16 protein-coding genes are annotated in these 22,630 nt (G+C 45.2%); 14 read left to right on the forward strand and 2 right to left on the reverse strand.

What is annotated here, in order from left to right; translation table 11 throughout:
• Positions 1-222 precede the first annotated feature (222 nt).
• The 7 genes from ABDW02_RS11855 to ABDW02_RS11885 all read left to right on the forward strand — a co-directional run bounded on the left by ABDW02_RS11855 (position 223) and on the right by ABDW02_RS11885 (position 9,539).
• Positions 223-1,440, forward strand: coding sequence for a hypothetical protein (locus ABDW02_RS11855; RefSeq protein WP_343634769.1), 1,218 nt, complete (start codon positions 223-225; stop codon positions 1,438-1,440).
• Positions 1,441-1,449: 9 nt separating this feature from the next.
• A complete protein-coding gene (locus ABDW02_RS11860) occupies positions 1,450-2,748 on the forward strand; it encodes an amidohydrolase family protein (RefSeq protein WP_343634770.1) in 1,299 nt (432 codons plus the stop codon).
• Positions 2,749-2,943: 195 nt separating this feature from the next.
• Positions 2,944-3,549, forward strand: coding sequence for a TetR/AcrR family transcriptional regulator (locus ABDW02_RS11865; protein ID WP_343634771.1), 606 nt, complete (start codon positions 2,944-2,946; stop codon positions 3,547-3,549).
• An 11-nt stretch (positions 3,550-3,560) separates the two neighbouring features.
• A complete protein-coding gene (locus ABDW02_RS11870) occupies positions 3,561-4,820 on the forward strand; it encodes a TolC family protein (protein ID WP_343634772.1) in 1,260 nt (419 codons plus the stop codon).
• An 11-nt stretch (positions 4,821-4,831) separates the two neighbouring features.
• Positions 4,832-5,923, forward strand: coding sequence for an HlyD family secretion protein (locus tag ABDW02_RS11875; protein WP_343634773.1), 1,092 nt, complete (start codon positions 4,832-4,834; stop codon positions 5,921-5,923).
• Between the two features lie 2 nt (positions 5,924-5,925).
• Complete coding sequence (locus ABDW02_RS11880; RefSeq protein WP_343634774.1) at positions 5,926-7,506, forward strand: DHA2 family efflux MFS transporter permease subunit; 1,581 nt, start codon at positions 5,926-5,928, stop codon at positions 7,504-7,506.
• A 275-nt stretch (positions 7,507-7,781) separates the two neighbouring features.
• Complete coding sequence (locus tag ABDW02_RS11885) at positions 7,782-9,539, forward strand: ABC transporter ATP-binding protein (RefSeq protein ID WP_343634775.1); 1,758 nt, start codon at positions 7,782-7,784, stop codon at positions 9,537-9,539.
• Between the two features lie 59 nt (positions 9,540-9,598).
• Here ABDW02_RS11885 and ABDW02_RS11890 read toward each other — a convergent pair whose 3' ends face one another.
• Positions 9,599-10,669, reverse strand: a complete 1,071-nt coding sequence (locus ABDW02_RS11890) for a nucleotidyltransferase domain-containing protein (RefSeq protein WP_343634776.1) — start codon at positions 10,667-10,669, stop codon at positions 9,599-9,601.
• Positions 10,669-11,433, reverse strand: a complete 765-nt coding sequence (locus ABDW02_RS11895; RefSeq protein ID WP_343634777.1) for a nucleotidyltransferase domain-containing protein — start codon at positions 11,431-11,433, stop codon at positions 10,669-10,671. The genes ABDW02_RS11890 and ABDW02_RS11895 overlap by 1 nt, the downstream gene beginning before the upstream one ends.
• 168 nt (positions 11,434-11,601) lie before the next feature.
• On the opposite strand from ABDW02_RS11895, the gene ABDW02_RS11900 reads away from it, so the two are divergent.
• The 7 genes from ABDW02_RS11900 (at position 11,602) to ABDW02_RS11930 (ending at position 22,623) form a co-directional block, all read left to right on the forward strand.
• Positions 11,602-12,135 (forward strand): DUF2846 domain-containing protein, encoded by a 534-nt coding sequence (locus ABDW02_RS11900; RefSeq protein ID WP_343634778.1) that lies wholly within the window; start codon positions 11,602-11,604, stop codon positions 12,133-12,135.
• A gap of 91 nt (positions 12,136-12,226) precedes the next feature.
• Positions 12,227-13,153 (forward strand): DnaJ C-terminal domain-containing protein, encoded by a 927-nt coding sequence (locus ABDW02_RS11905; protein ID WP_343634779.1) that lies wholly within the window; start codon positions 12,227-12,229, stop codon positions 13,151-13,153.
• A gap of 1 nt (position 13,154) precedes the next feature.
• Entirely contained in the window at positions 13,155-13,436 is a 282-nt protein-coding gene (locus tag ABDW02_RS11910; RefSeq protein ID WP_343634780.1) for a chaperone modulator CbpM, read from the forward strand.
• A gap of 180 nt (positions 13,437-13,616) precedes the next feature.
• A complete protein-coding gene (locus tag ABDW02_RS11915; protein WP_343634781.1) occupies positions 13,617-15,125 on the forward strand; it encodes a helix-turn-helix domain-containing protein in 1,509 nt (502 codons plus the stop codon).
• Positions 15,126-15,641: 516 nt separating this feature from the next.
• Entirely contained in the window at positions 15,642-16,304 is a 663-nt protein-coding gene (locus ABDW02_RS11920; RefSeq protein WP_343634782.1) for a hypothetical protein, read from the forward strand.
• Positions 16,305-16,306: 2 nt separating this feature from the next.
• Positions 16,307-21,673 (forward strand): Ig-like domain-containing protein, encoded by a 5,367-nt coding sequence (locus ABDW02_RS11925; RefSeq protein WP_343634783.1) that lies wholly within the window; start codon positions 16,307-16,309, stop codon positions 21,671-21,673.
• 26 nt (positions 21,674-21,699) lie between these two features.
• A complete protein-coding gene (locus ABDW02_RS11930; RefSeq protein ID WP_343634784.1) occupies positions 21,700-22,623 on the forward strand; it encodes a type IX secretion system membrane protein PorP/SprF in 924 nt (307 codons plus the stop codon).
• Positions 22,624-22,630 lie beyond the last annotated feature (7 nt).

A 22,630-nucleotide genomic window follows, 5' to 3' on the forward strand; every position in this document is an offset into this window, starting at 1 on the left:
GTTTTCAACACAAAGATTTAAGAAGAATTTACAATTGATTTCACCCGAAAGAAACCCGTTTGAATTACGCTGATTATGAGCGGTATACCAGGAAAAATTTCTTTGAAAAAAAGTTCGTGTTTCGAGAGCATATTCCCGATTCTTTGCTATTTTTGAACCAACTGTTAACCATATTCATTTTTCAAATCCACTTTTCCGGTTTCTGCCACATTATTCACTGCTATGAACTTTGCCGACAACAACATCCTGCTGATTCTCCTTTCACTGGTATTTATTTATGCCGTTTTGAGCATTTTAGTATCCATTCTCACCGAAGCATGGAGCTATTATTCCAAAACGCGCGGAACTTTCCTGAAAGATTCCATTTACAAGTTGCTGAAAGATCCTTTGAACAAGGATTACGGCTACTTATTTTACAATCACGTAACCATCGACGGATTGAAAAGTGCGCGCGACAAGCAAACCCAGTACATTTCTTCCCGCATGTTTGCCGAAGTGCTTGTTGATATTATTTCGCAGCAAGCTGTGCACAACCGGAAAATCAATGTGGTTACAAGCGAAGACGGTCCCAAAAAGTACCAGCTGGAAGAAGTTCCCCTTCCGGAAACAATGATTCAGCGGTTCCAATTGGGGGTCTCTCAAATGAATACCAGCCAGTTTTCCGACCTGATGCAGTCTTTCCTGGATAAATCCGGAACGGATTACGACAAACTGAAAACGCATATCGAACAATGGTACAACGACTATATGGACCGCGTTTCGGGATGGTACAAAACCAAGCAGCGCACCAAATTCCGGGTGTTCGGATTTTTGGTTGCCATTTCCTTAAATGTGGATAGCCTGCATTTATTAAAAGTACTGAGCCTGGATGATAACCTGAAAAACCGGATGGTTGAAAGTGCCGAACGAACAGTGGAAAACCTGGAAAAGGATTCTACCCTGCGAAACGATATCAGTTTCATCCTGAAATCTGTTGCGATTGTGAAGGACAGCAGCGGAAACGTGACCGCCGGATCCGTTGAAGTGGCACGCATGCAACAGGTTTTAAAGAATCTCGACAGCACCTCAAGGCTCAAAAGCCTGATCGATAAAAAAGAACTACACGAACTGGACAGCGCCATGAATATGGTTTCGGAACTCAACGTTCCGATCGGCTGGTCGAAAACAGTTGCTCCTTTATCTTGGTTCGCCGATGAACCGGCAAAGGAAGTACACCTGGCAACGATCCACGATTCCAAAACTCCCGGACTGCTCGCCTACCTGGCCCACCGCAACAGCAGCACTGATTTCAGTAATATCTTCAAATACATCCTCGGCATTGTTATATCCGGTGTTTCCCTGAGTTTCGGGGCGCCTTTCTGGTTCGAGATCCTCACGAAATTTGTCAATATCCGAAGATCAGGGAAGATTCCCCAGGGCGATAAATCATCCAAATCTTAATTCCGGTTTATGAAACAGCAGTATCCTTTTTCAAATATTCATACGCACGTATTCAACAGCGAATGTGTACCCGACAATTTTTTGCGCATCCTGCCTTCCAAATTCGTACGGCGCATGCCACGCATGATCAAGCACATCCTCGACACGAAATGGGCACGGAAAACCATTGCTTTTTTCGCACAAATGGGACGTAAAAAAGACAGCAACAAACGAAAGACTTTCGATAAATACATCGGTTTCCTGGAAGTTGCCACACAGCGCAAACAGCTGGATGTATTCGAACTGGAATTCGAAGTCGGAAAACAATTCGACTCCAGTGTCCGCATTGTTGGATTAACGATGAACATGGATTTCATGGACAACAACGCTTCCAAACACCAGATTACGTTCGAAACACAATTGGAAGCGGTCAAAGATATCAAGCGCTATTACCCGGCAAATTTCTTTCCCTTCCTGGGAATTGATCCGCGCCATAAATCCGGAACGGACCTGGTGAATTGGTCCAAAGACTATTTCGAAATGGGACTGGAACATAAAGGAACGATCTTTCCTTACTTTTCAGGCATTAAACTGTATCCGGCCCTGGGATTTTTTGCTTTCGATCCGCGACTGGACAACCTGTATGCTTATGCCGAGGAAAACCAACTTCCGGTCATTACGCATGTTACACGTGTCGGATCGCAATACATTGGTAGTAAGATCACCGAACTAATCCCGCCGAATCCGAAAACACTTTCGAACAACAATCCCGAATCGAATCAGGCAATGACTGAGATTTACGAGCGAATCGGTGTTTATTATCAAAAAAATTGGATCGCTGATAATCTGATCGGTGACAACGACAAGGCATGCGACCTCTTCAGTCATCCGCAGAACTACATCCCGATCCTGGAGAAATACCCGAAACTGAAAATTTGCCTGGCACACATGGGCGGGTCGAATGAGATTATTGACAATACCGCCAAAGACCCCGACTTACGAAAGATCCGCCGGGTCGACAGCCAATTGTGGTGTGACCGGATCCGCGACATGATGGTCAAGTACCCGAATTTGTACACCGACATCTCCTACACGCTGAGCGATCTGGACGATAAAAAGGTGAAAGCAGCAATTATCGCTTTCATGAAAACACCCGACAACCAGGGAGAACTTTTGGCCAAACGGGTTTTGTTCGGAACTGATTTCTTCATGACCGAACAGGAGAAACGGGAAAGTGAACTGTTTAAATTATCGCAGATCGAACTTTCCGAGTTCCATGACCTCATCACGCGGGATAATCCGCAGGAGTTCTTGCGGCAACCGCTTTGATACTGTTTATTGGGTATATTCCTGGTAGGGACGCAATGCATCGGGTCCCTACCAAAATGGAATCATTTCACCTCCATGGTGATACCGTTCACCGAATAAATAACATTTTTTTACACTTCAATAGGTATGAATCAAAATTAACTATGTAGTTTTGCAAAAAGGTTTAACCATTTAGTTAAACTCAACAATTAAACTATGGGATTAAAGGATTCAACAACGGAAGAAAAGATCTTGGAGGCTGCTAAGGATGTTTTCATGAAGTATGGTCTTTACGGTGCACGGATGCAGGATATTGCTGATACTGCAGGAATAAACAAGGCATTGCTTCATTATTATTTCCGGAGTAAAGAGAAATTATTTGACGCTGTTTTTGACGGAGCACTGGAAAATTATTTCTCACAAATGAGGGTTATCGGAGATACATCGCTTCCGATCAAGGAGCGTTTGATGCAGTATGTAGACAACATGTTCGAGTTTTTCAGCGAATATCCTCAGATGTCTATGTTCATCATCAAGGAAATTTCCATCAACCCTGAAATGTTCCACGAAAAGGTAAAGCACCTGAAGAACCAGCGCTCACTGCTAATCCCCACATTGGAAGAAGCATTCGCCAAAGGCGAGATCAAACCTTTTGATCCTGTTCTTTTCATGGTGAACCTGCATTCCATGTGTGCATACCCGTTCCTGGCATCCCCTCTTTACAAAGTCATGCTGAAAAAACATGGCTATGACTGGGATGACAGCGGCAAAGACAAAATCAAACAATCCGTCAAAGATTTCATTTCCTTCAAATTTCAATAACACAAACAATTATGCGTAAATTACTTACAGTACTAAGCATTGCCACTGCAGGGATCGGGTTTTCGCAAAACTCCATTTCGCTGGACTCGTGCATTGCCTGGTCGAAGAAAAACTATCCATTGATCAAACAAAACGAAGTCACCCTACAACAAACGGAACAAAACGAAAAAGCAATCCGTGAAAACTGGTTACCGAAACTAGCATTCATGGGACAGGCAACTTACAACACGGAAGTTGTTCAATTCAATTTCCCGGGAATGGACATCAAATTCCCGCACGATGCCTACATGACTTCTTTAAGCCTGGAGCAAAACATCTACGACGGCGGACAAACCAAATCGCAGCGCAATGTGGAAAGTTTGAATTCCGAGCTGACGATCCAGCAAAACGAAGTGGAATTGTACAAATTGGTGGAACGTGTCAATCAATTGTATGTCAATATCCTTTTGGGCCGTGAGAATCTCAGAATCCTGGAGCTTTACAAGGAAGACCTGGAGAACCGCGCCAAAAACATGAAAGCCGGTGTGGACAACGGTTTGGTACTTGCAAGTTCCCTGGACGAACTCGAAGCCGAGATCTTGAAGACGGACCAAAACATCATCGAGTCGAAATTCCAGCTGGAAGGGCTTTACAAAACAATGACCCTTTATATCGGGAAACCGGTAGATGAGAATACGGCGATGACGGAAACCCCGATCGGCGGAACCGCTGCACGTATCGAGATCATGCGCCCGGAAATGAAAATCTTCGACCTGCAGGCTAAACTGTTGGACGCGCGTTTCAAGCAAATCAATTCGAACGCGATTCCAAAAGTAACCGTAGGAGCAGCCGGAAACTACGGTCGTCCGGGTCCGAACTTCATCAACCAGGAATTGCGTTTCTTCGGTAGTGCAAACTTAACCCTACGCTGGAACATCAGTTCATTATACGGTTTAAAGCGTGAGAAAACAAAGGTTGAACTGAACAAAAGCCTGATTGATATTCAGAAAGAGGCGTTCCTGTTCAACATCGAAGCTTCTTTAAATACGCAGGCGGCACAGTTAAGCGCATTGGCTCAAATGATCGAAAAAGACGATGTGATCATCGAAAAAAGACACAGTGTCACTTCAACCGCAACTGCTCAAATGGAAAATGGCAAGATTACCGTTGTAAACTATTTGTCACAATTAAACGCTGAACTTCAGGCAAAACTCAATAAGAAAGTTCACGAAATCAAACGCATGAATGCCATTTCAACAATCAACGCAACATCAGGTTCAATCAAATTTTAATTAAAACACTCATGGAAAAGGAAAACACAAAAGAGAAAAAAGGAAAAGGCCCAAGAATGAAAATCATTATCGGGATTATCGCTGCTGCAGTTATTACAGGAGTTGTAATCTTCCTGATGGGCGGAAATACCGAATCCACAGACAACGCACAATTGGATGCGAACATCATTCCGGTTCGTTCATCCATTACAGGCTATGTCAAAGAAGTACTGTTTGAAGACAACCAGGAAGTGAAAAAAGGACAATTGCTGGTAGTGATCGACGATACGGAATACAAAGCAAAAGTAGCACAGGCAGAAGCTGCATTGGAAAATGCCAAAGCCAACCTGAATGCCGTAAGAAGTAACGCAGCAGCTTCCAATCAAAGCGCCAGTGCAGCAGTATTCTCTACAGAAACAACACAGGAGAGCATCAATTCCGCAAAAGCAAGATTGAACAAAGCAAAAGAAGACAACAAGCGTACAAAGAATATGTTCGCTGCAAAAGCTGCAACGCAGGCTGAATTGGATAACAGCAATGCCGAATTGGAAGTAGCTCAGGCAACATATGATTCCGCTTTGAAACAATTGAAAGTATCCCAATCGCAGTCTGCCGGAGTTCGTTCCCAGGCTTTGGGACAAGTTTCCATGATCTCCCTGGCAGAAGCTTTGATCCGCCAGCGTGAAGCTGAATTGAAACTGGCACAGACGCAATTGGATTATGCAACCATCGAAGCGCCGTGTGACGGAGTTGTCTCCAAAAGAGGTGTGGAAGTAGGTCAATACGTTTCCATGGGTCAGGCAGTTTGTTCTGCAATCGACAATTCAAGCCTTTGGGTGACTGCAAATTTCAAGGAAACACAATTGGAAAATATGAAGATCGGTCAGCCGGTTGAAATTAAAGTAGATGCTTATCCGCATATCAAATTGACCGGTAAATTGAATTCATTCGTAGGTGCAACAGGTGCAAAATTCTCCCTGTTGCCTCCGGACAACTCAACAGGAAACTTCGTGAAAATCGTACAACGCGTTCCTGTGAAAATTACGATCGATCATTTGACGAAAGAGGAAATCAAGATTCTTTTCCCGGGATTAAGCGCATATGTATCAGTTAAAGTAAAATAATCGTGGAAGGAACTGCTTTAAAAACACCCATTGTATATCCAACGGGAGCTGAAAAGTGGATCCTGGTAATCACGGCGATCAGTTGTGCCATTCTCGAGTTACTCGATACAACCATTGTCAACGTTTCATTACGCGAGATCAGTGGTAACGTAGGTGCAACAACAACAGAGATCGCCTGGGTTGTAACGGCTTATGCCATTTCAAACGTGATTATCATTCCGCTGACGAGTATGCTCAGTGACCTGTTCGGTCGCCGGAATTACTTCACCGGCTCTGTGATTGTATTTACAGTGGCGTCCCTGATGTGTGGTCTATCAGACAGCCTCTGGACGCTCGTTTTCTGGCGTTTTGTGCAAGGTTTAGGTGGTGGTGGTTTGCTTTCAACGGCACAATCCATTATCATCGGAGCCTTCCCGCCGGAAAAAATCTCTACAGCAAATGCGATCTTCGGGATGGGATTGATCCTCGGACCAACTTTCGGCCCGACTCTCGGAGGTTACATTACTGATAATTTCTCCTGGCACTGGATTTTCTTCGTGAACATTCCAATCGGTATTGTAGCAACGATCTTAAGTTACCGGTATGTGACCGATCGGCCCGGGGCCGTCAGGCCCAAGAAGATCGACTGGTGGGGAATTTTATTCCTGGTTATTTCGATCGGTTCGATCCAGTATGTACTCGAAGAAGGAACAGCGGATGATTGGTTCGAAAGCCACGAGATTACTGCGATGACTATTATCGGAGTGTCGGCACTGGCTGCATTTATTATCCGGGAATTGCGCATCGATTATCCGGCGGTGAATATCCGTTTGTACAAGAACTACAACATGATCATGGGTTCCATTATGAACTTCCTGCTCGGTTTAATGTTGTTCGGAACGGTATTTATCTTCCCGCTTTTCGTACAGATTTCCTTGGGCTGGACAGCCACACAAACCGGTATGTTCATGATTCCGGGAGCTTTGTGTACAGCCGTCGCTATGCCTTTGGTAGGTCGATTGCTCGGAGGCGGAATGAACCCGAAAACGGTAATTCTATTCGGAATCGCCATGACTTTCAGCTTCGTGATGCTCTTGTCGTTCTCTTCACCGGATTCTTCGGAAAGAAACTTCTATCTTCCGTTTGTACTGAGAGGTTTCGGAATGGCATTTATGATGTCGCCTATTCTTTCACTGGCAGTACAGGGTTTGAATCCGAAAGATATGCCGCAGGCGATCGGTTTGGCGAATATGATCCGTCAGTTGGGCGGATCGGTTGGTATTGCCTTGATAAACGTATACCTGACGAATACCAATGCGCTGATTCGCGGAAACATGGTCGGTTACATCAACCAATACAGTGATGCGGTAAACGAACGCCTTCAGTTGCTGACTCAGAATTTCCTTTCACGGGGATTTGATTCGGTAGAAGCAACGGAAATGGCCAATCGCACCATGGACGGATTGATGACCCGCCAGCAAATGCTGGTGAGTTACAACCATGGATTCTTCATGGTCGCTTGTCTGATCCTGATCTGTATCCCGGTGGTATTCCTGATCCGCTACAAGAAAGGCGCAAAAGCTGTTGTAGCAGACGGACATTAAGTTTGAGTTACCCCTAATAATAAACAGAAAAGCCTCTCTTCGGATTAAACCGAGGGAGGTTTTTTTAACCACATAGAATCATAGAATACATAGGATATATTTGTATCGTATTTTCTAATCAAACTTTACAAAAATCTATGTGACCTATATGCCTATGTGGTTTTAATTCGCCAACTTTTACTACTTTTGCACCTCCTGTTGAAACAACAATTCAAACACATTGATTTTTATCAAATAACATTCATTCTTCAGGAAAAAATACCAATTTTATTTACATGAAAATACTCGTATCCTATTTAAAGCGCTACAAAGGACTTGTGTTCCTTTCCATGATACTAGCCAGTATCAACCAGTCATTCTCACTCTTAGACCCTTACATTTTCGGAAAATTACTGGACAAGTATGCTACACGTCCGGGTGATTATACTCAGAACGAATTCCTGGCCGGAGTTGCCGGATTGATCGGGCTGGCAATCGGTGCTGCCATGGTGAGCCGTATTGCGAAAGCTTTCCAGGATTATACCGTGAACCTGACCATCCAAAAAGTAGGTGCAGATATTTACACAGACGGACTGAAGCACACGCTGCAAATTCCATTCAGCGAATTTGAAGACAAACGAAGCGGGGAAACACTGAATGTTCTTCAAAAAGTGCGCATCGATAACGAACGCTTCATTATGAACTTCGTAAATATCCTGTTTACCTCTTTGGTCGGATTGGTTTTCGTGGTCGTTTATGCCTTAAGCGTTCACCCGGGATTAATCGTTGTTTATCTGGGTTCCGCTTTATTGCTGAGCTACATTACCAATCAATTGTCGAAGCGTATTAAGAAGGTTCAAACCACGATTGTAAAGGAAACCAACCAACTGGCGGGAAGCACCACGGAAAGTTTGCGCAACATCGAGCTGGTGAAAAGTTTGGGGTTGGCTACGCAGGAAACAGAGCGTTTGAACGACACTACACGCAGAATTCTTTCACTGGAACTAAAGAAAGTACGCCAGGTAAGAAGTATTTCCTTTATCCAGGGAACATTTGTAAACTTCATGCGCCAGTCCATCATGTTCTTCCTGATGTACCTGATCTTCAAAGATACGTTGACAGTTGGTCAGATCATGACTTTGCAATTCTATTCCTTCTTCATTTTCGGGCCTTTGCAGGAAGTTGGGAACGTAATTATTTCCTACCGCGAAGCAGAAGCTTCTTTGAACAATTTCGAACAAATTATCAATACACCGATAGAAGTGAAACCTGCGGTACCGGCAAAATTGAATGCCATTGAAAAACTGGCTTTCCACAACGTAGGTTTCCGTCACAAAACAGCTTCTTATGATGCTTTGAGCAACATTTCTTTCGAGGTCAATAAAGGCGAAACGATCGCATTCGTCGGGCCGAGTGGTTCGGGGAAAAGTACACTTGTAAAACTCCTGGTGGGGTTGTACAGCGCACCAACCGGCGACATCAGCTACAACGGAGTCAGCAGTACCGAAATCGACAAAGAAGAGCTGCAGCAGCAATTGGGGTTTGTGACCCAGGACACGCAGCTATTCTCCGGAACGATCAAAGAAAACCTGTTGTTTGTAAAACCGGACGCAACGGACGAAGAAATCAGTGACGCTTTACGAAAAGCTTCTTGTGAGAACCTCATTGCACGCAGTGAAAATGGTGTCGACACGGTAATCGGTGAAGGCGGAATGAAACTGAGCGGTGGTGAAAAACAGCGTTTGTCCATTGCCAGAGCTTTATTACGTCGCCCGAGACTGATGGTTTTCGATGAGGCAACTTCAGCCCTGGATTCCATTACGGAAGAAGCTATTTCCAATACGATCCGTGAAATTACCGATCAGAAAGAACACATTACCGTCCTGATCGCGCACCGTTTGTCAACGATTATGCATGCGGACCGCATTTTCGTACTGGAAAAAGGGCTCATTATCGAAACCGGGAAACACAGTGAATTACTGGACGAAAAAGGTTTGTATTACGCCATGTGGAGACAACAGATCGGTGAGCGCCGGGAAGTAGTTACTGAATGATATAAAATGGGATTTATCCGAACACGTAGGGATGCGATGCATCGCGTCCCTACGTGTTTTTACAACAAATAATATTCATCGCGCACACCGATCAATAACTCTTCCAGTTTTTCCAGATCCGGTTCCTGCGGCAGCGGACTTTTCTCAAATAATTCCTCGATCAGCTGCACCTTTTCTTCGGCACGGGTTAACAAGTCTTCGTATTCGAATTTTCCTTCGCGGATACTCATCAAAAATTCCCGGTCGTTCCGGCGCACGAAAATCTTTCCTTCCCGGGCAATTTCTTCAGCCATATGCAGCAACCGGAAAGTGTGCATCATGTTTTTTGCATCGTAGTTCTTCCCGTGAGAAATGGTGCTTTGATAACGACTTTCATTCCGTTTGCCAATCCACTCCCAATATTGTGCATATTCTTTGCAATGGATCGAATAAGCGTCTTTATTGAAGCTCATAAGTCCCAAGGGTTGAATTCCTTTCGGAATAGAACTCAATGAAACATCGTTTGAATCCGGACCGGAATAAATACCTTTCAGAAAACCGCTTTCCAACTGGGAATTATGGAACAAAGCATATGCATCGCGCATGTGCGGAATTTTCACCAACCCGCAATCTGATTGGTTAAAATTCCGGTCGGAAAGCCACTTTGCTACCGGAACTACTTGCATCCCATCAATCACGTAACAAAAATCGGGGATTTCCTTTCTCTCCGGTTCAACCGGATTACTAATCTTCTTGTTTAATCCTCTTGCCTTCTTGATCTGTGACTGCGCATATCCTGCAAAGGTTTGACAGCATAATTCAGACAAGAAATCTTCGGCCTTCAAATCGGCAATTAATGGATGTTTAAACAAAATGCAATCATCCGGAGTTGCCAGCAATTCCAGGATTGTCGGGTTGTTTTTCCCCAACAGGTCTATGAATTTCTTCCATTCGAAATAAACGATATCGTTCGATTCATTTGCTACCTGGTCATTGAAGTGCGAACCGTAAAAAACAGTTTTCGGAGAGACAAAAATCCCTTTGTAATCCGTATCTGATTGAGGCGTGTTCAGTCCATAAGCCCTGCTTCCACTGATGCATTGCAACAGCAAGTGTTTGCGTTCATCATGCAAATCCTGAATGTTCAGCATCACTTTTCTCCCAGGATTTTAAGGAACAGTTCGTCCAGGTCAATCCGTTTTTCCTGGCGCGATTTCAATGAATTCGATTCGTTTTCTGCCCGCAGGAATTGCTCTGCAATAAAATCGTTCAGCAACGGCTCTTTCGGATGAATATAGTTTTCATTCTTTCCCGACTTTAATTCGATCAGCTCTTCGATGCGTTTTCTCAAAGCAGGATCGATTTCCAGTTCGTACAACATCGTCTGGAATACAATCGGAGGCGTAGTTCCTTTGTCCAGGATCCATTTACAGGCAAATGCTGCGCGCAATGCATAGAACAATTTCTTCAGTTTCACCTCATCTTCATCCTTCACATCGTCGAAGCTGTTTCTGCCCATGCTCAGGTAATGGTAAATCGTTGCAATAGGAGAAAAACACGCCTCGGCAGCAGGTTTCATCAGCTCCAGGAATCCCGGTTCTTCACAATAAACAATCGGTGATTGCAAACGTTCCAGCAATGCTGCATTCGATTTCCACAATAAGCGCAAACATTTGCGGATATCCCAGCCGGTAATGTCCAGATCACCGTCGTTCAGCATGGTTTCGATCGTGTCTTTTTTCTCAGAAATGGTCAAATACCAGTTGCGTTCGTGCTTGTAAATCATGCGCACGTCATAATCGCTGTCCGGTGAAGGAAAACCCCAGGCTCGCGAACCTGTTTCACAGGCAAAAAGCACTTTGATATTTTTTTCTTGCTCAATTTTGGCAATGGTTTCGATGATCGTAGATCTCATGGGATAAAGATGGTAAAAGTTTTGGAAACACGTACATTAATCCATGAAAGGCTTGCATTAGTAAGATGCCGGGTAAATCGAAATTACCAGTAGGGGTGTAAAATTTTACATCCCTACTGGTTTTATCCCAAATTGATTTATCTAACTTCGTACTATATTCATGCTAACATGCGCATTTTCATCTACATCTACATTTTTGCCGCCCTGATGCTTTCCTTCGGGTCGCTGATCATGGAAACGTATCCGGCACTGTTTTTCATCAACTTGTTTGCTCCGAATCCAGGTGACAAATACCCGGTTGGTATCACCGGATTGGTAACGCTTTTAGTACTGCTATTGCCCATGATAGCTCTACTGTTTATCCTGAAAGTCATCCGGAACCGGAAAAGCAGTGAGACCGGCTATTTAATCGACGATGATTACTTCAATAAAAGCGGTATTCATTTCATGCGGGAGAAACAAATGCAAAACCGCCTGATTGCCAGCCCGGTCTTTATCAATGGCGAAGAACGCGGCCGCATTGATTCCGGGAAAAAACTATTCATCGAACTGCAACCCGGAACTTATGAAGTAGAAGCAGGCAGAAAAGGCGAAAGATCCGATAAGCTGGTCGTGCAAGTGCAGGCCAATCAGCACGCACAGGTAAGTATTCAAATCGTGCCGGCCGGGTTAAAATCAAAGCACGTGCTGGATACGATGTAATTTTATTCCTTTTCAGGATGATTTCAATCATCTTTTCCAGCTTGCAAAATACCGTTATAACCCGTAACTTAACACTACAAGGTTCAGTTGTATGGAGTATATCGATTATTACAAAATTTTGGGCGTTGATAAAAACGCAAGCGCAGAGGATATCAAGAAAGCGTACCGGAAACTGGCACGGAAGCACCACCCGGATTTAAATCCGAATAACCCGGAAGCAAGTAAGTTGTTTCAGCAGATCAACGAAGCAAACGAAGTATTGAGCGATCCGGAGAACCGCAAAAAATACGATCAGTACGGAAAGGACTGGAAGCACGCCGATCAGTTTGAACAAGCACGCCAGCAGCAAAGATCATCCGGTTCTTACGGCCAGGGAAATCCGTTCGGTGATTCCGGAAACCCGTTTGGCAGCGATTATTTTACCTATGAAGAGGGCGGAGATTATTCCGATTTCTTTTCTTCCATCTTCGGAAATCGCGGCGGTGGTAGGCAAACCAAATTCAAGGGACAGGATTTCCGGGCAACAGTTCAGCTTTCCCTGACTGAAGCGGCCAAAACACATCAGCAGACTTTTACGGTGAACGGGAAAAATATCCGTATTACAGTTCCGGCAGGAATCGAGAACGGACAGGAAATCAAACTGGCCGGCCACGGTGCACCCGGTATGAACGGCGGACCAAACGGAGATTTGTACATCACATTTGAAATTCAAAATAATACGGCATTTACCCGTAAGGGAAACGACCTTTATACCGATGTGCCCCTGGACCTTTACAAAGCACTTCTGGGCGGAGAAGAACTGATCGACACGCTCGACGGGAAAGTGAAAATGAAAGTGGCTCCCGAAACACAGAACGGTACCAAAGTGCGCCTGAAGGGAAAAGGATTCCCGGTGTATAAAAAAGAAGGCACGTTCGGCGATTTGTATGTGACTTACCAACTGCAAATTCCTACCGGCCTTACAGCGAAAGAAAAAGAATTGATCGAACAGCTTGCCCGCGAGCGTAAAACGAATTAATATGGAAAAGGCAAATCACATAACCATTGAGCAATGCTGCGTGGTTTATAACATCGAACGCTCATTTGTACAAAAACTGGATGAGCACGGTCTGATTGAGTTGATTCGTACCGACGAAACGGTTTTCATTGCGTTTGAACAACTGGCCGACCTGGAGAAATACACGCACCTGTATTACGAACTGGAAATCAACCTCGAAGGTTTGGAAACGATCAAACACCTGCTTGACCGGGTTCATGCACTGCAACAGGAGGTAAACCGGCTGAAAGGCGAGGCCGGTTAATAAGGAGCATCCTGCATGTTGCGCGTCCGTTCTGATTTTTTGCCTAATTTTAATACACTCTAAGACACATTTTAGATATACCCAATGATGATACAAACCAAACTCCGTTTCGTACGGATCCATAAATTATATCTGTTCATCGGGATAAGTATGCTGATTTGCATCTTGTCCGGCCAAGCAATGGCACAAAAAAATACCGATGAGAAAAAATTCGACAGTATTTACTTCACCACAGCCGTAAACATTGCAGCCAAAGACATCAATAAAGCCATTCATATTGCGGACTCCCTCTACCGGAATTCGAAGCAGGAAATTCACCGGTTGAAAGCATTGATGCTCTCTTCTTCCCTGTTCCAGCAAAAGGGTGATATCAAAAAATCCGTTCAATTCGCCGTAAAAGCAGACAAGATCGCTGTAAAATACGATTATTACGATTGGGAAGCCAGAATTGCCGGGTTCCTGTCTACTCAGTACCGGATCATGGGACTATATGAAGAAGGAGAGGAATACCTGGAAAAAGGGAAAACCGTCAGCCTCAAAATAGAAAACGACCAGATGAAGAAGCTTTATCTCGGACTGATTTACCAGGAAACCGCCTATTACGAAATCGAATACAAAAACTTCAAAAAAGCTTACAAAGCGGCAAAGCAGGCCGACACCTATTTTAATCAATTGGTTTACAACGAACAGGATAAAACCTATTTTTTAGCTACCAATGAACAGTTGCTCGGACGCATTTGCATCGGGCTGAAAAAATGGGATGAGGCGCTGGTACACTATAACAATTCTCAGGAGCAACTAACACAGGTCACGCAGGAAAATGCCATGCTGAGCGGGTTTATCTACAGCGGATTGGGACGCATTTACCTGGAGAAGAACAACAAAGAAGCCTCCTTTGAAAACCTGCAGAAAGCCGAGGAAATTGTTGAGAAATCCGATTATCTGGAATTGAAAATTGAAGTGTATCAAACACTGGCAGATTATTACAAACTTTCGGAAGACATTCAAAAATACTCCAAATACAACGACAAATATGTTCATGCACTGGAGCTGAGTGAAAAAAAGAAGAAAGAATCCATTGCTGATTTTGTAAGCACCACGAAGTCCAAAGGCAGAGACCTGGCTCAAAACAGGAACGTATTGCTGATCGTTTCAATCGGGCTGTGCCTGGTGATCGTAGGGATTTTTATCTGGCACCGGAGAAGCAGAAAACGCGAACGTGCACGTTTCAGGGAAGTAATGAACCGCATGAGACAGGAACGCCTGGAAAATGAACAGGAGAAAACAGTTATGGAGCCGGAAAAAAGAGACCCGAACCGCAAGATCATGTCGGATGCTATGGAAACCAAAATCATCAATGACCTGAAAGAATTTGAACGGGGAAGTAAGTTCACAGACAAACAAATCTCGCTTCCCATGCTTGCCGGAATGCTCAATACAAACACCAAATACCTTTCTCACGTTCTGAATACCTACCTGAACAAGGATTTCAACTCGTATATCAATGAGCTGCGTATTAAATACATTATCGAGAAGATCGAAACCAATGAGAAATTCAAAAATTACAAGCTCAGTGTGCTTGCAGATGAATGCGGCTTCTCCTCTCACAGTAAATTCTCAGCCGTCTTCAAAGCTGTAACAGGATTTCCTCCTTCTACGTTCCTGGCTTATTTGAAAGAAAGACAGTAAAAACACAGGAAAACTATCCTAATCGTTGCTTAGCACAAAACGGGTGTTATTTCCCACAAAACCCGAAATATAGGGACAAGTTGCGCAAATACATGCTTCCGACGTGGCAGACACTCGCCTTTTTATCAAAATCAATAGTTATACATCTGCGCAAATCCGCGATATCCGCGTGCTTTTCTTACTATTCAGCTTCCTGACCACTCCCATTTAATTACTATCTGAATAGTTGCATCAAAATAAGATGTCTTTTTTACCTGTATAAATACATAATTCCCGAACTTTTTTCGAGTCGTTTCAGATCATTTTCCATGCGCAAATACCGTTTTAGCAGGATGAGAAGTGCTTTTTTACGAATCAGCGCACTAATTGTTTTCAACTAACTGAATATCAATTTATTTAAACTGAATTTACACTGTTTAAATTCCCGAATACAGATACCCTTTTGCTATTAAATGGCATCTGTCCCGAGGTATATTCGCACCGAATTTTTCAGTTTTTAACTCATTATTTTACTCTATGAAAAGACTATTCACCCTATTGGGTTTTTCCTGGATGTGCTTATTAGTCCACGGAAGCCCACTACACGTTTCGTGTGACGAGGATGTCAGTGTCCTGCAAAGTCATTACTCAATCAGTTTCGGCGACGCCATTGAAACAGGAGTTGCCACAGAACTTCCCCTATCCATTTCCTGGAAAGTTGCTCCTCAGACAGGAGTCAGCAAAACATCCGGTACAGGAAAATCCACCGGGAAACTGGTTTTCTCCACGCCTGGAACATACGAAGTCACCTTCGTGATTCCTGCTCATGGAGATCATCCGGGAAAAACAGAAACAGTAACTGTAGCAGTTAGCAGTGTTCAGATGATCTTTGATTTGAAAAATCCGGTCTTCTCAACACCTCTCACCACCGGAACGATTTCCGGAACCAGCATGACTATTCCTGTAACGGTTAAATCCTACGATGGAAAACCGGTTGAATACTCTATCCTTGAAGTACAGACAACCGGTATAGCCGCTATTTCCTCCCGCCTGAAAAATGACAAAACTGTTTTAAAGAACGGGGAGAATAAGCTGGTATTCGAATTATCAGGAACAATTCCCGCTAAAGGGAATGTGCAATTCCGTGTTTACGATACTACCGGGGAAGCCCACTTTTTTAATTACTCAATCACGAATTAAAAATGAAAAAGAAGTTATTTTTCAACCAGTTCATTCTGGCTGTCGGGTGTATCGCTTTTTCCGCTTCAGCGGTAAGGGCACAATCTTCGGGTTGTAATCCCCTTCAACCTTACGATCAGATCCAATCCGGATTCCATACAACCATTGCTTCCCGTCCCGACGGTACATTCCTGATTTGGGGAGCGGGTTCAACAGCCAATGGAAACGGAGCCGCTGCCGCAAGACATCTCACACCGGTTGTTATCGAACCGAATCCGGGAATTCCGGCACAGCATTACAATTATACCGGCCAGCCTTTGTTTGCAACGCTGGCCACACAGTCTTCCACCACTACACAGGCATTCGTTTTGTCTACAGACGGGCTTTACTCCTGGGGAGCAAATAACGTGGCAGTTGGAACGGGACTGGATAACCTGGCAGGATTTGCACAAATTTCAATGCCGGTAGGCGTTGTTCCTACAGACGTGAAAAACATGATTGCTTCCTGGGGAGCATTGGTGTTGCTGACACATTCGGGAGAAGTTTATGTAAGCGGGCGCAACAATGCTATTCACGGGAACGGAGGTGTTATGCCCGGAGCTTCGGAGAATTATTGGGCACGGGTAACCAGGGACATTACCGGAAATCCGGCGCTTACAGGTGTGGTGGATATCCGCGTTACTCCTGTGGGAGCTTTTGCCATCACTTCTACCGGCCAGTGGTATACCTGGGGACCGGCCTGCTACCGTGGTGACGGTTCCGCTGTTGCTTCCTACGACCGTGCAGTAGCTATGACAACGCCGTTCTCAGGACTTCCGGTTATGATTGCCATGACAGCTGATTTCGGTAACAATACCTGGACCGATGCCAGCAACCGTGCAAGCTACTTTGCTATTGATCCTGCAACGAACAAATTATACGCATTGGGAAGTAATGGAAACGGCCAGCTCGGACAAGGAACTACTACCAATTCCACAGGATGGGTGCCGGTAAGGAACTCCACAAACACTGCAGACCTTACCAATGTAATCTTTGTTTCTGCCAACGACAATGACGGATCACCGGGAACACCAAATGCTTCGGTATCTGTGATCCTTTCCAACGGAGAATTGTGGTCATGGGGTTCCAACAACAATGAAATGATCGGTGTACCGGGAGGAACAGGAAATCATACCCTGCCGAAAGTTCCCAATGGATTCGCCCAGGGAACAGATCACGCAACATATGTGGAGATCGGCGGGCACACCACAGCTATTATGAAACTGTGTGCTGAAAGGTATTGCTACATGGGACACAAGATCGATGGTTCCATGGGTGACGGAGTTTCCGCAACCAGTACTGTTTCTACTTTCGACTGTGCTAACACACCGGTAGGTTTGATTTGCGGGTCCAGTACCTACGATGCCGGAGACGCGCCATTTTCTTTTGAAAACGGGAATCCGGCAACACACTATTACATGTGCGGCGATGAAATTTACCTGGGAGCAAGCCAACCCGATCCGGACAATGGATTGAGCAATAACGTAGCTCCAGGAGCAACTAATACAGGAACAAACGGAGACGGAGCAGATGAAGACGGGTTAACAACACCTTTGTCACATTCTACCCTAAACCCGGGCTTTTCTACTACACTTACCTTTACAAACAATTCAGGTACCAACGCGAATATTTATGCGTGGATAGACTGGAACAATGACGGAGTTTTCTCTCAAAACGAGATTGTTACTGCTTCTGTTCCTTCAGCTGTTGGTGCTCAAACTACCACCCTTACGTGGAATGGTGTTTCAACTTCCTGCGGGAATAAGTACGCACGTGTAAGGATTACGACTGAAACACTGAGCGATAACCCTGCAACTGCAGCCATGGATGAAAGAAGTTTCGGGCCTGTGATTCACGGGGAAGTGGAAGACTTCTATGTCGATGTAGACATTTTAACAGACCTTGCCGGAGATTGTGATGGCGATGGAGTAACAAACGGCCAGGAAATCACTGACGGAACAGATCCGGGTGACGGATGTAACCTGCTTCTGGCAAGCCAGGGAACGCCAACTGCTGCCTGGAACACCGACGATTGTGACGGTGATGGTGTTACTAACGGTCAGGAAATCACTGATGATACCGATCCTTTAAATCCGTGTGAATTGCAAATGGCAAGCATTACCCTTACGCAAAGCGGAGCATGGTTGAACGGAGATTGTGACGGCGACGGAGTTACCAACGGAGACGAAGCTGCTGACGGAACAGATCCGAACGATCCGTGTGAATTCATACTGGAAAGCCAGAGTGTTATTCCGGATGCGGCATGGAACAGTTCAGATTGTGATGGCGACGGTGTCAGTAACAGCACGGAAGTAACAGACGGAACCAATCCGTTGAATCCGTGTGAATACAATGCAGCACACATTACTTTACCGGTTACGGCAACAAACTGTCCGCCGGTAGCAAACGGAAATACGGCAACAACGAATGAAGACACACCAGTAGTAATCAACGTTCCGGCAAATGATACGGATTCGGACGGAAACCTCGACAATACGAGTGTAACGGTTACGGACCAGCCTTCAAACGGAACAACCACCGTCGATCCGGTTACAGGAGCGATTACTTATACACCAAATGCAAACTTCTATGGAACAGATACGCTGATCTACTCCATTTGCGATACGGGAATGCCTGTATTCTGCGATACAGCCGTGGTTATCATTACAGTAACTCCGGTGAGTGATGCACCGGTAGCAAACGGCGATACAACTTCTACCAATGAAGATACACCGGTGGTGGTGGATGTACCATCCAATGACACAGATGCTGATGGAAACCTGGATAATACAAGCGTAACAATTACAGACCAGCCTGCAAACGGAACAGCAACTGTTGATCCGGTTACCGGTGAAATTACCTACACACCGGATCCGGGCTTCAGCGGAAACGATACGTTGATCTATTCCATTTGCGATACCGGAATGCCGGTATTGTGTGATACCGCTTTGGTGGTGATTACCGTAAATCCGGTGAATGATGCGCCGGTAGCAAACGGGGATACTTCCACAACCAATGAAGATACGCCGGTAGTGATCAATGCGCCCTCAAACGACACAGACCCTGACGGAAACCTGGATAATACAAACGTAACTGTTGTTACACCTCCGGCAAACGGAACAGTAACCATTGATCCGGCAACAGGTGAAATTACCTACACTCCTGATACGGATTTTAATGGGACAGATACCTTGATCTACTCCATTTGTGATACGGGAATGCCGGTATTGTGTGACACTGCTTTGGTGGTCATTACCATCAATCCGGTAAACGATGCGCCGGATGCCAACGACGATACTGCTGCTACCAATGAAGATACACCAGTAGTGATCAACGTTCCTTCCAATGATACAGATGTTGACGGAAACCTGGACGAAACAACCGTAACTGTTGTGACTCCGCCTTCAAACGGAACGATAACCATTGATCCGCTTACAGGTGAAATTACCTACACGCCAAACACCGGGTTTAGCGGAAACGATACGCTGGTTTATTCGATCTGTGATACCGGAATGCCGGTAGCATGTGATACGGCAGTTGTTGTGATTACGGTAACTCCTGTCAACGATGCACCGGTAGCAAATACCGATAATGCATCTACCAATGAAGGAAATCCGGTGGTGATTGACTCTCCTGCCAATGATACGGATCCTGACGGAAATCTGGATGAAACAACCGTAACTGTGGTGACTCAGCCTTCAAACGGAACAGTAACTATAGATCCGCTTACAGGTGAAATTACCTACACGCCAAACCCAGGATTTAGCGGAAACGATACGCTGATCTATTCGATCTGTGATACCGGAATGCCTGTATTGTGTGATACGGCACAGGTTATTATTACAGTTATTCCGTGTTTGTCAAATCCATCCAATGACTGCGATGGCGACGGAGTTACCAATGGCGACGAAATTACGGATGGAACTGATCCGAATGATCCTTGCGACTTTACAGGGACAAGTCAGACAGTGGCACCTGCTGCGGCATGGAATGCTGCTGATTGTGACGGCGATGGTGTTACAAACGGAAACGAAGTAACCGACGGTGACAACCCGCTTGATCCGTGTGATTTTACAGGGACAAGTCAGACAGTGGCGCCAGGTGCAGCATGGAATGCTGCTGATTGTGACGGCGATGGTGTTACAAACGGAAACGAAGTAACCGACGGTGACAACCCGCTTGATCCATGTGATTACACATTGGCAAGCCAGACAGTGGCACCAAACACCGCTTGGAATAATGCAGACTGCGACGGAGATGGCGTTCCGAACGGACAGGAAGTAACAGACGGAACCAATCCGAATGATCCGTGTGATTTCATAGTGGCTAGTCAAACCGGAACACCGGGAACAGCCTGGAACAATGCTGATTGTGACGGTGATGGAGTAACAAACGGCCAGGAAATCACTGACGGAACAGACCCGAACGATCCGTGTGACCTGACACTGGCAAATCAGACAGTAACACCGAACGCGGCGTGGAACAGTGCAGACTGTGATGGCGATGGAATTCCGAACGGAAACGAAGTAACGAACGGAGATAACCCGTTGGATCCGTGTGACTTTACACTGGCGAACCAGACAGGAACACCAACCGCCGCATGGAACAATGCAGATTGTGACGGAGACGGTGTAACAAACGGTACGGAAGTAACGGATGGGACTGATCCGGCAAATCCTTGTGATTACAACGCTTCCAGTCAAACAGTAACGCCGGTTGCAAGCTGGAATACTGCAGACTGCGATGGAGATGGAGTTCCGAACGGACAAGAAGTAACAGACGGAACCAATCCGAATGATCCGTGTGATTATACTGCATCCAATGTGACAGTGACACAGGGCGGAGCATGGAGTACCGCTGATTGCGACGGAGACGGTGTAACAAATGGTACGGAAACAACAGATGGTACCAATCCGAACAATCCTTGTGATTTCGTATTGGCAAACCAGACCGGTACACCGACTGCTGCATGGAACAATGCAGACTGTGACGGAGACGGCATTACCAATGGTGAAGAAGTGACAGCAGGTTCTGATCCGATGAACCCGTGTGATCCAAAAACTTGTGGAATCGACATTTCCAATGCATTTACACCGGATGGTGACGGCATCAATGAAGTGTGGGTGATCAAAGGGATCGAAAGTTACCCGGATAACCAGCTGACGGTATTCAACCGCTGGGGGAACGTGGTGTTCTCTGCAGACGGATACCTGAATACCTGGGACGGTACTTCAAACAGTCCTTTGAATGTAGGCGGCACAGAGCTCCCTACAGGAACTTACTTCTATGTATTGGATACGAAAGATGAAACCGCGGGTGTATTGAAAGGATACGTATACATCCAGCGATAAGAATAGAAATTTTTCAACTTGAAAAGATGAGAACAAACCAATTTTTAATAGCTTGTTTCACACTGGTGCTTCTTGGGAGCACCGGTGCAAACGCACAGCAGGATCCTCATTATACACAGTATTTTGATAACATGCTGTTTATAAATCCGGCGTATGCGGGAAGCCGCGGTATGCTGAACGTAACGGGGATCCACCGCGAACAATGGGTAGGATTCGACGGAAGGCCGCGTTCTTCCACCCTGAGCATCCATTCTCCGCTTTCCTACGAATCCGTAGGATTGGGATTAACTGCCATAAACGATAATATCGGGCCCATGAACCAAACAATGTTCTACGCCGATGCTTCCTACACGATCCGCTTCAAGAACCACAAGGGTAAACTGGCATTCGGAATAAAAGGAGGCTTTAACCTCATCAATATCGGCAGGGATGGTTTGAACAGTGATACACCGGACGATCCGAAATTATTGCAGAACATCCGCAACAACATCAATCCGAACTTCGGGGCAGGTATTTATTACCACACTCCGAGTTTCTTCATCGGGGTTAGTTCTCCGAAGATCCTGGAACGCAGTTATGACGGTTCAAACTCCACCAACCTGGAACGCCGGCATTATTTCGGGACTGTTGGAGGGGTCATTCCTTTATCCAATAAATGGAAACTGAGACCTACTTCCCTGGTGAAAATTACGGAAGGCGCACCATTAAGTTTGGACTTGACGGTAGCGGCTATTTACAATGAACGTATCTGGTTCGGAGCGAATTACCGCTTACAGGCAGCTTTCGGAGCATTTTTACAATTCCAGCTTTCACCGCAGTTTAAAATAGGTGTAGCAAGTGATTTCGGTACTCAAAAAATCAGGAAGTACAACGACGGGTCATTTGAAGTCATGCTGTCATACGACTTTGTCTTCAAAAAAGAAGGGATCCGCTCACCTCGTTACTTCTAAATCCATA

Origin of the sequence: Fluviicola sp., from assembly GCF_039596395.1 — a bacterium.
GTDB lineage: Bacteria > Bacteroidota > Bacteroidia > Flavobacteriales_D > Crocinitomicaceae > Fluviicola.

Bases quoted from the DNA above. Each gene is read 5' to 3' on its own strand.
- ABDW02_RS11900 (WP_343634778.1), top strand. From the start codon at position 11,602: ATGCGCATTTTCATCTACATCTACATTTTTGCCGCCCTGATGCTTTCC.
- ABDW02_RS11885 (WP_343634775.1), top strand. From the start codon at position 7,782: ATGAAAATACTCGTATCCTATTTAAAGCGCTACAAAGGACTTGTGTTC.
- ABDW02_RS11930 (WP_343634784.1), top strand. From the start codon at position 21,700: ATGAGAACAAACCAATTTTTAATAGCTTGTTTCACACTGGTGCTTCTT.
- ABDW02_RS11865 (WP_343634771.1), top strand. From the start codon at position 2,944: ATGGGATTAAAGGATTCAACAACGGAAGAAAAGATCTTGGAGGCTGCT.
- ABDW02_RS11860 (WP_343634770.1), top strand. From the start codon at position 1,450: ATGAAACAGCAGTATCCTTTTTCAAATATTCATACGCACGTATTCAAC.
- ABDW02_RS11915 (WP_343634781.1), top strand. From the start codon at position 13,617: ATGGCACAAAAAAATACCGATGAGAAAAAATTCGACAGTATTTACTTC.
- ABDW02_RS11895 (WP_343634777.1), bottom strand. From the start codon at position 11,433: ATGAGATCTACGATCATCGAAACCATTGCCAAAATTGAGCAAGAAAAA.
- ABDW02_RS11905 (WP_343634779.1), top strand. From the start codon at position 12,227: ATGGAGTATATCGATTATTACAAAATTTTGGGCGTTGATAAAAACGCA.
- ABDW02_RS11855 (WP_343634769.1), top strand. From the start codon at position 223: ATGAACTTTGCCGACAACAACATCCTGCTGATTCTCCTTTCACTGGTA.
- ABDW02_RS11875 (WP_343634773.1), top strand. From the start codon at position 4,832: ATGGAAAAGGAAAACACAAAAGAGAAAAAAGGAAAAGGCCCAAGAATG.
- ABDW02_RS11925 (WP_343634783.1), top strand. From the start codon at position 16,307: ATGAAAAAGAAGTTATTTTTCAACCAGTTCATTCTGGCTGTCGGGTGT.
- ABDW02_RS11920 (WP_343634782.1), top strand. From the start codon at position 15,642: ATGAAAAGACTATTCACCCTATTGGGTTTTTCCTGGATGTGCTTATTA.
- ABDW02_RS11870 (WP_343634772.1), top strand. From the start codon at position 3,561: ATGCGTAAATTACTTACAGTACTAAGCATTGCCACTGCAGGGATCGGG.
- ABDW02_RS11910 (WP_343634780.1), top strand. From the start codon at position 13,155: ATGGAAAAGGCAAATCACATAACCATTGAGCAATGCTGCGTGGTTTAT.
- ABDW02_RS11890 (WP_343634776.1), bottom strand. From the start codon at position 10,669: ATGCTGAACATTCAGGATTTGCATGATGAACGCAAACACTTGCTGTTG.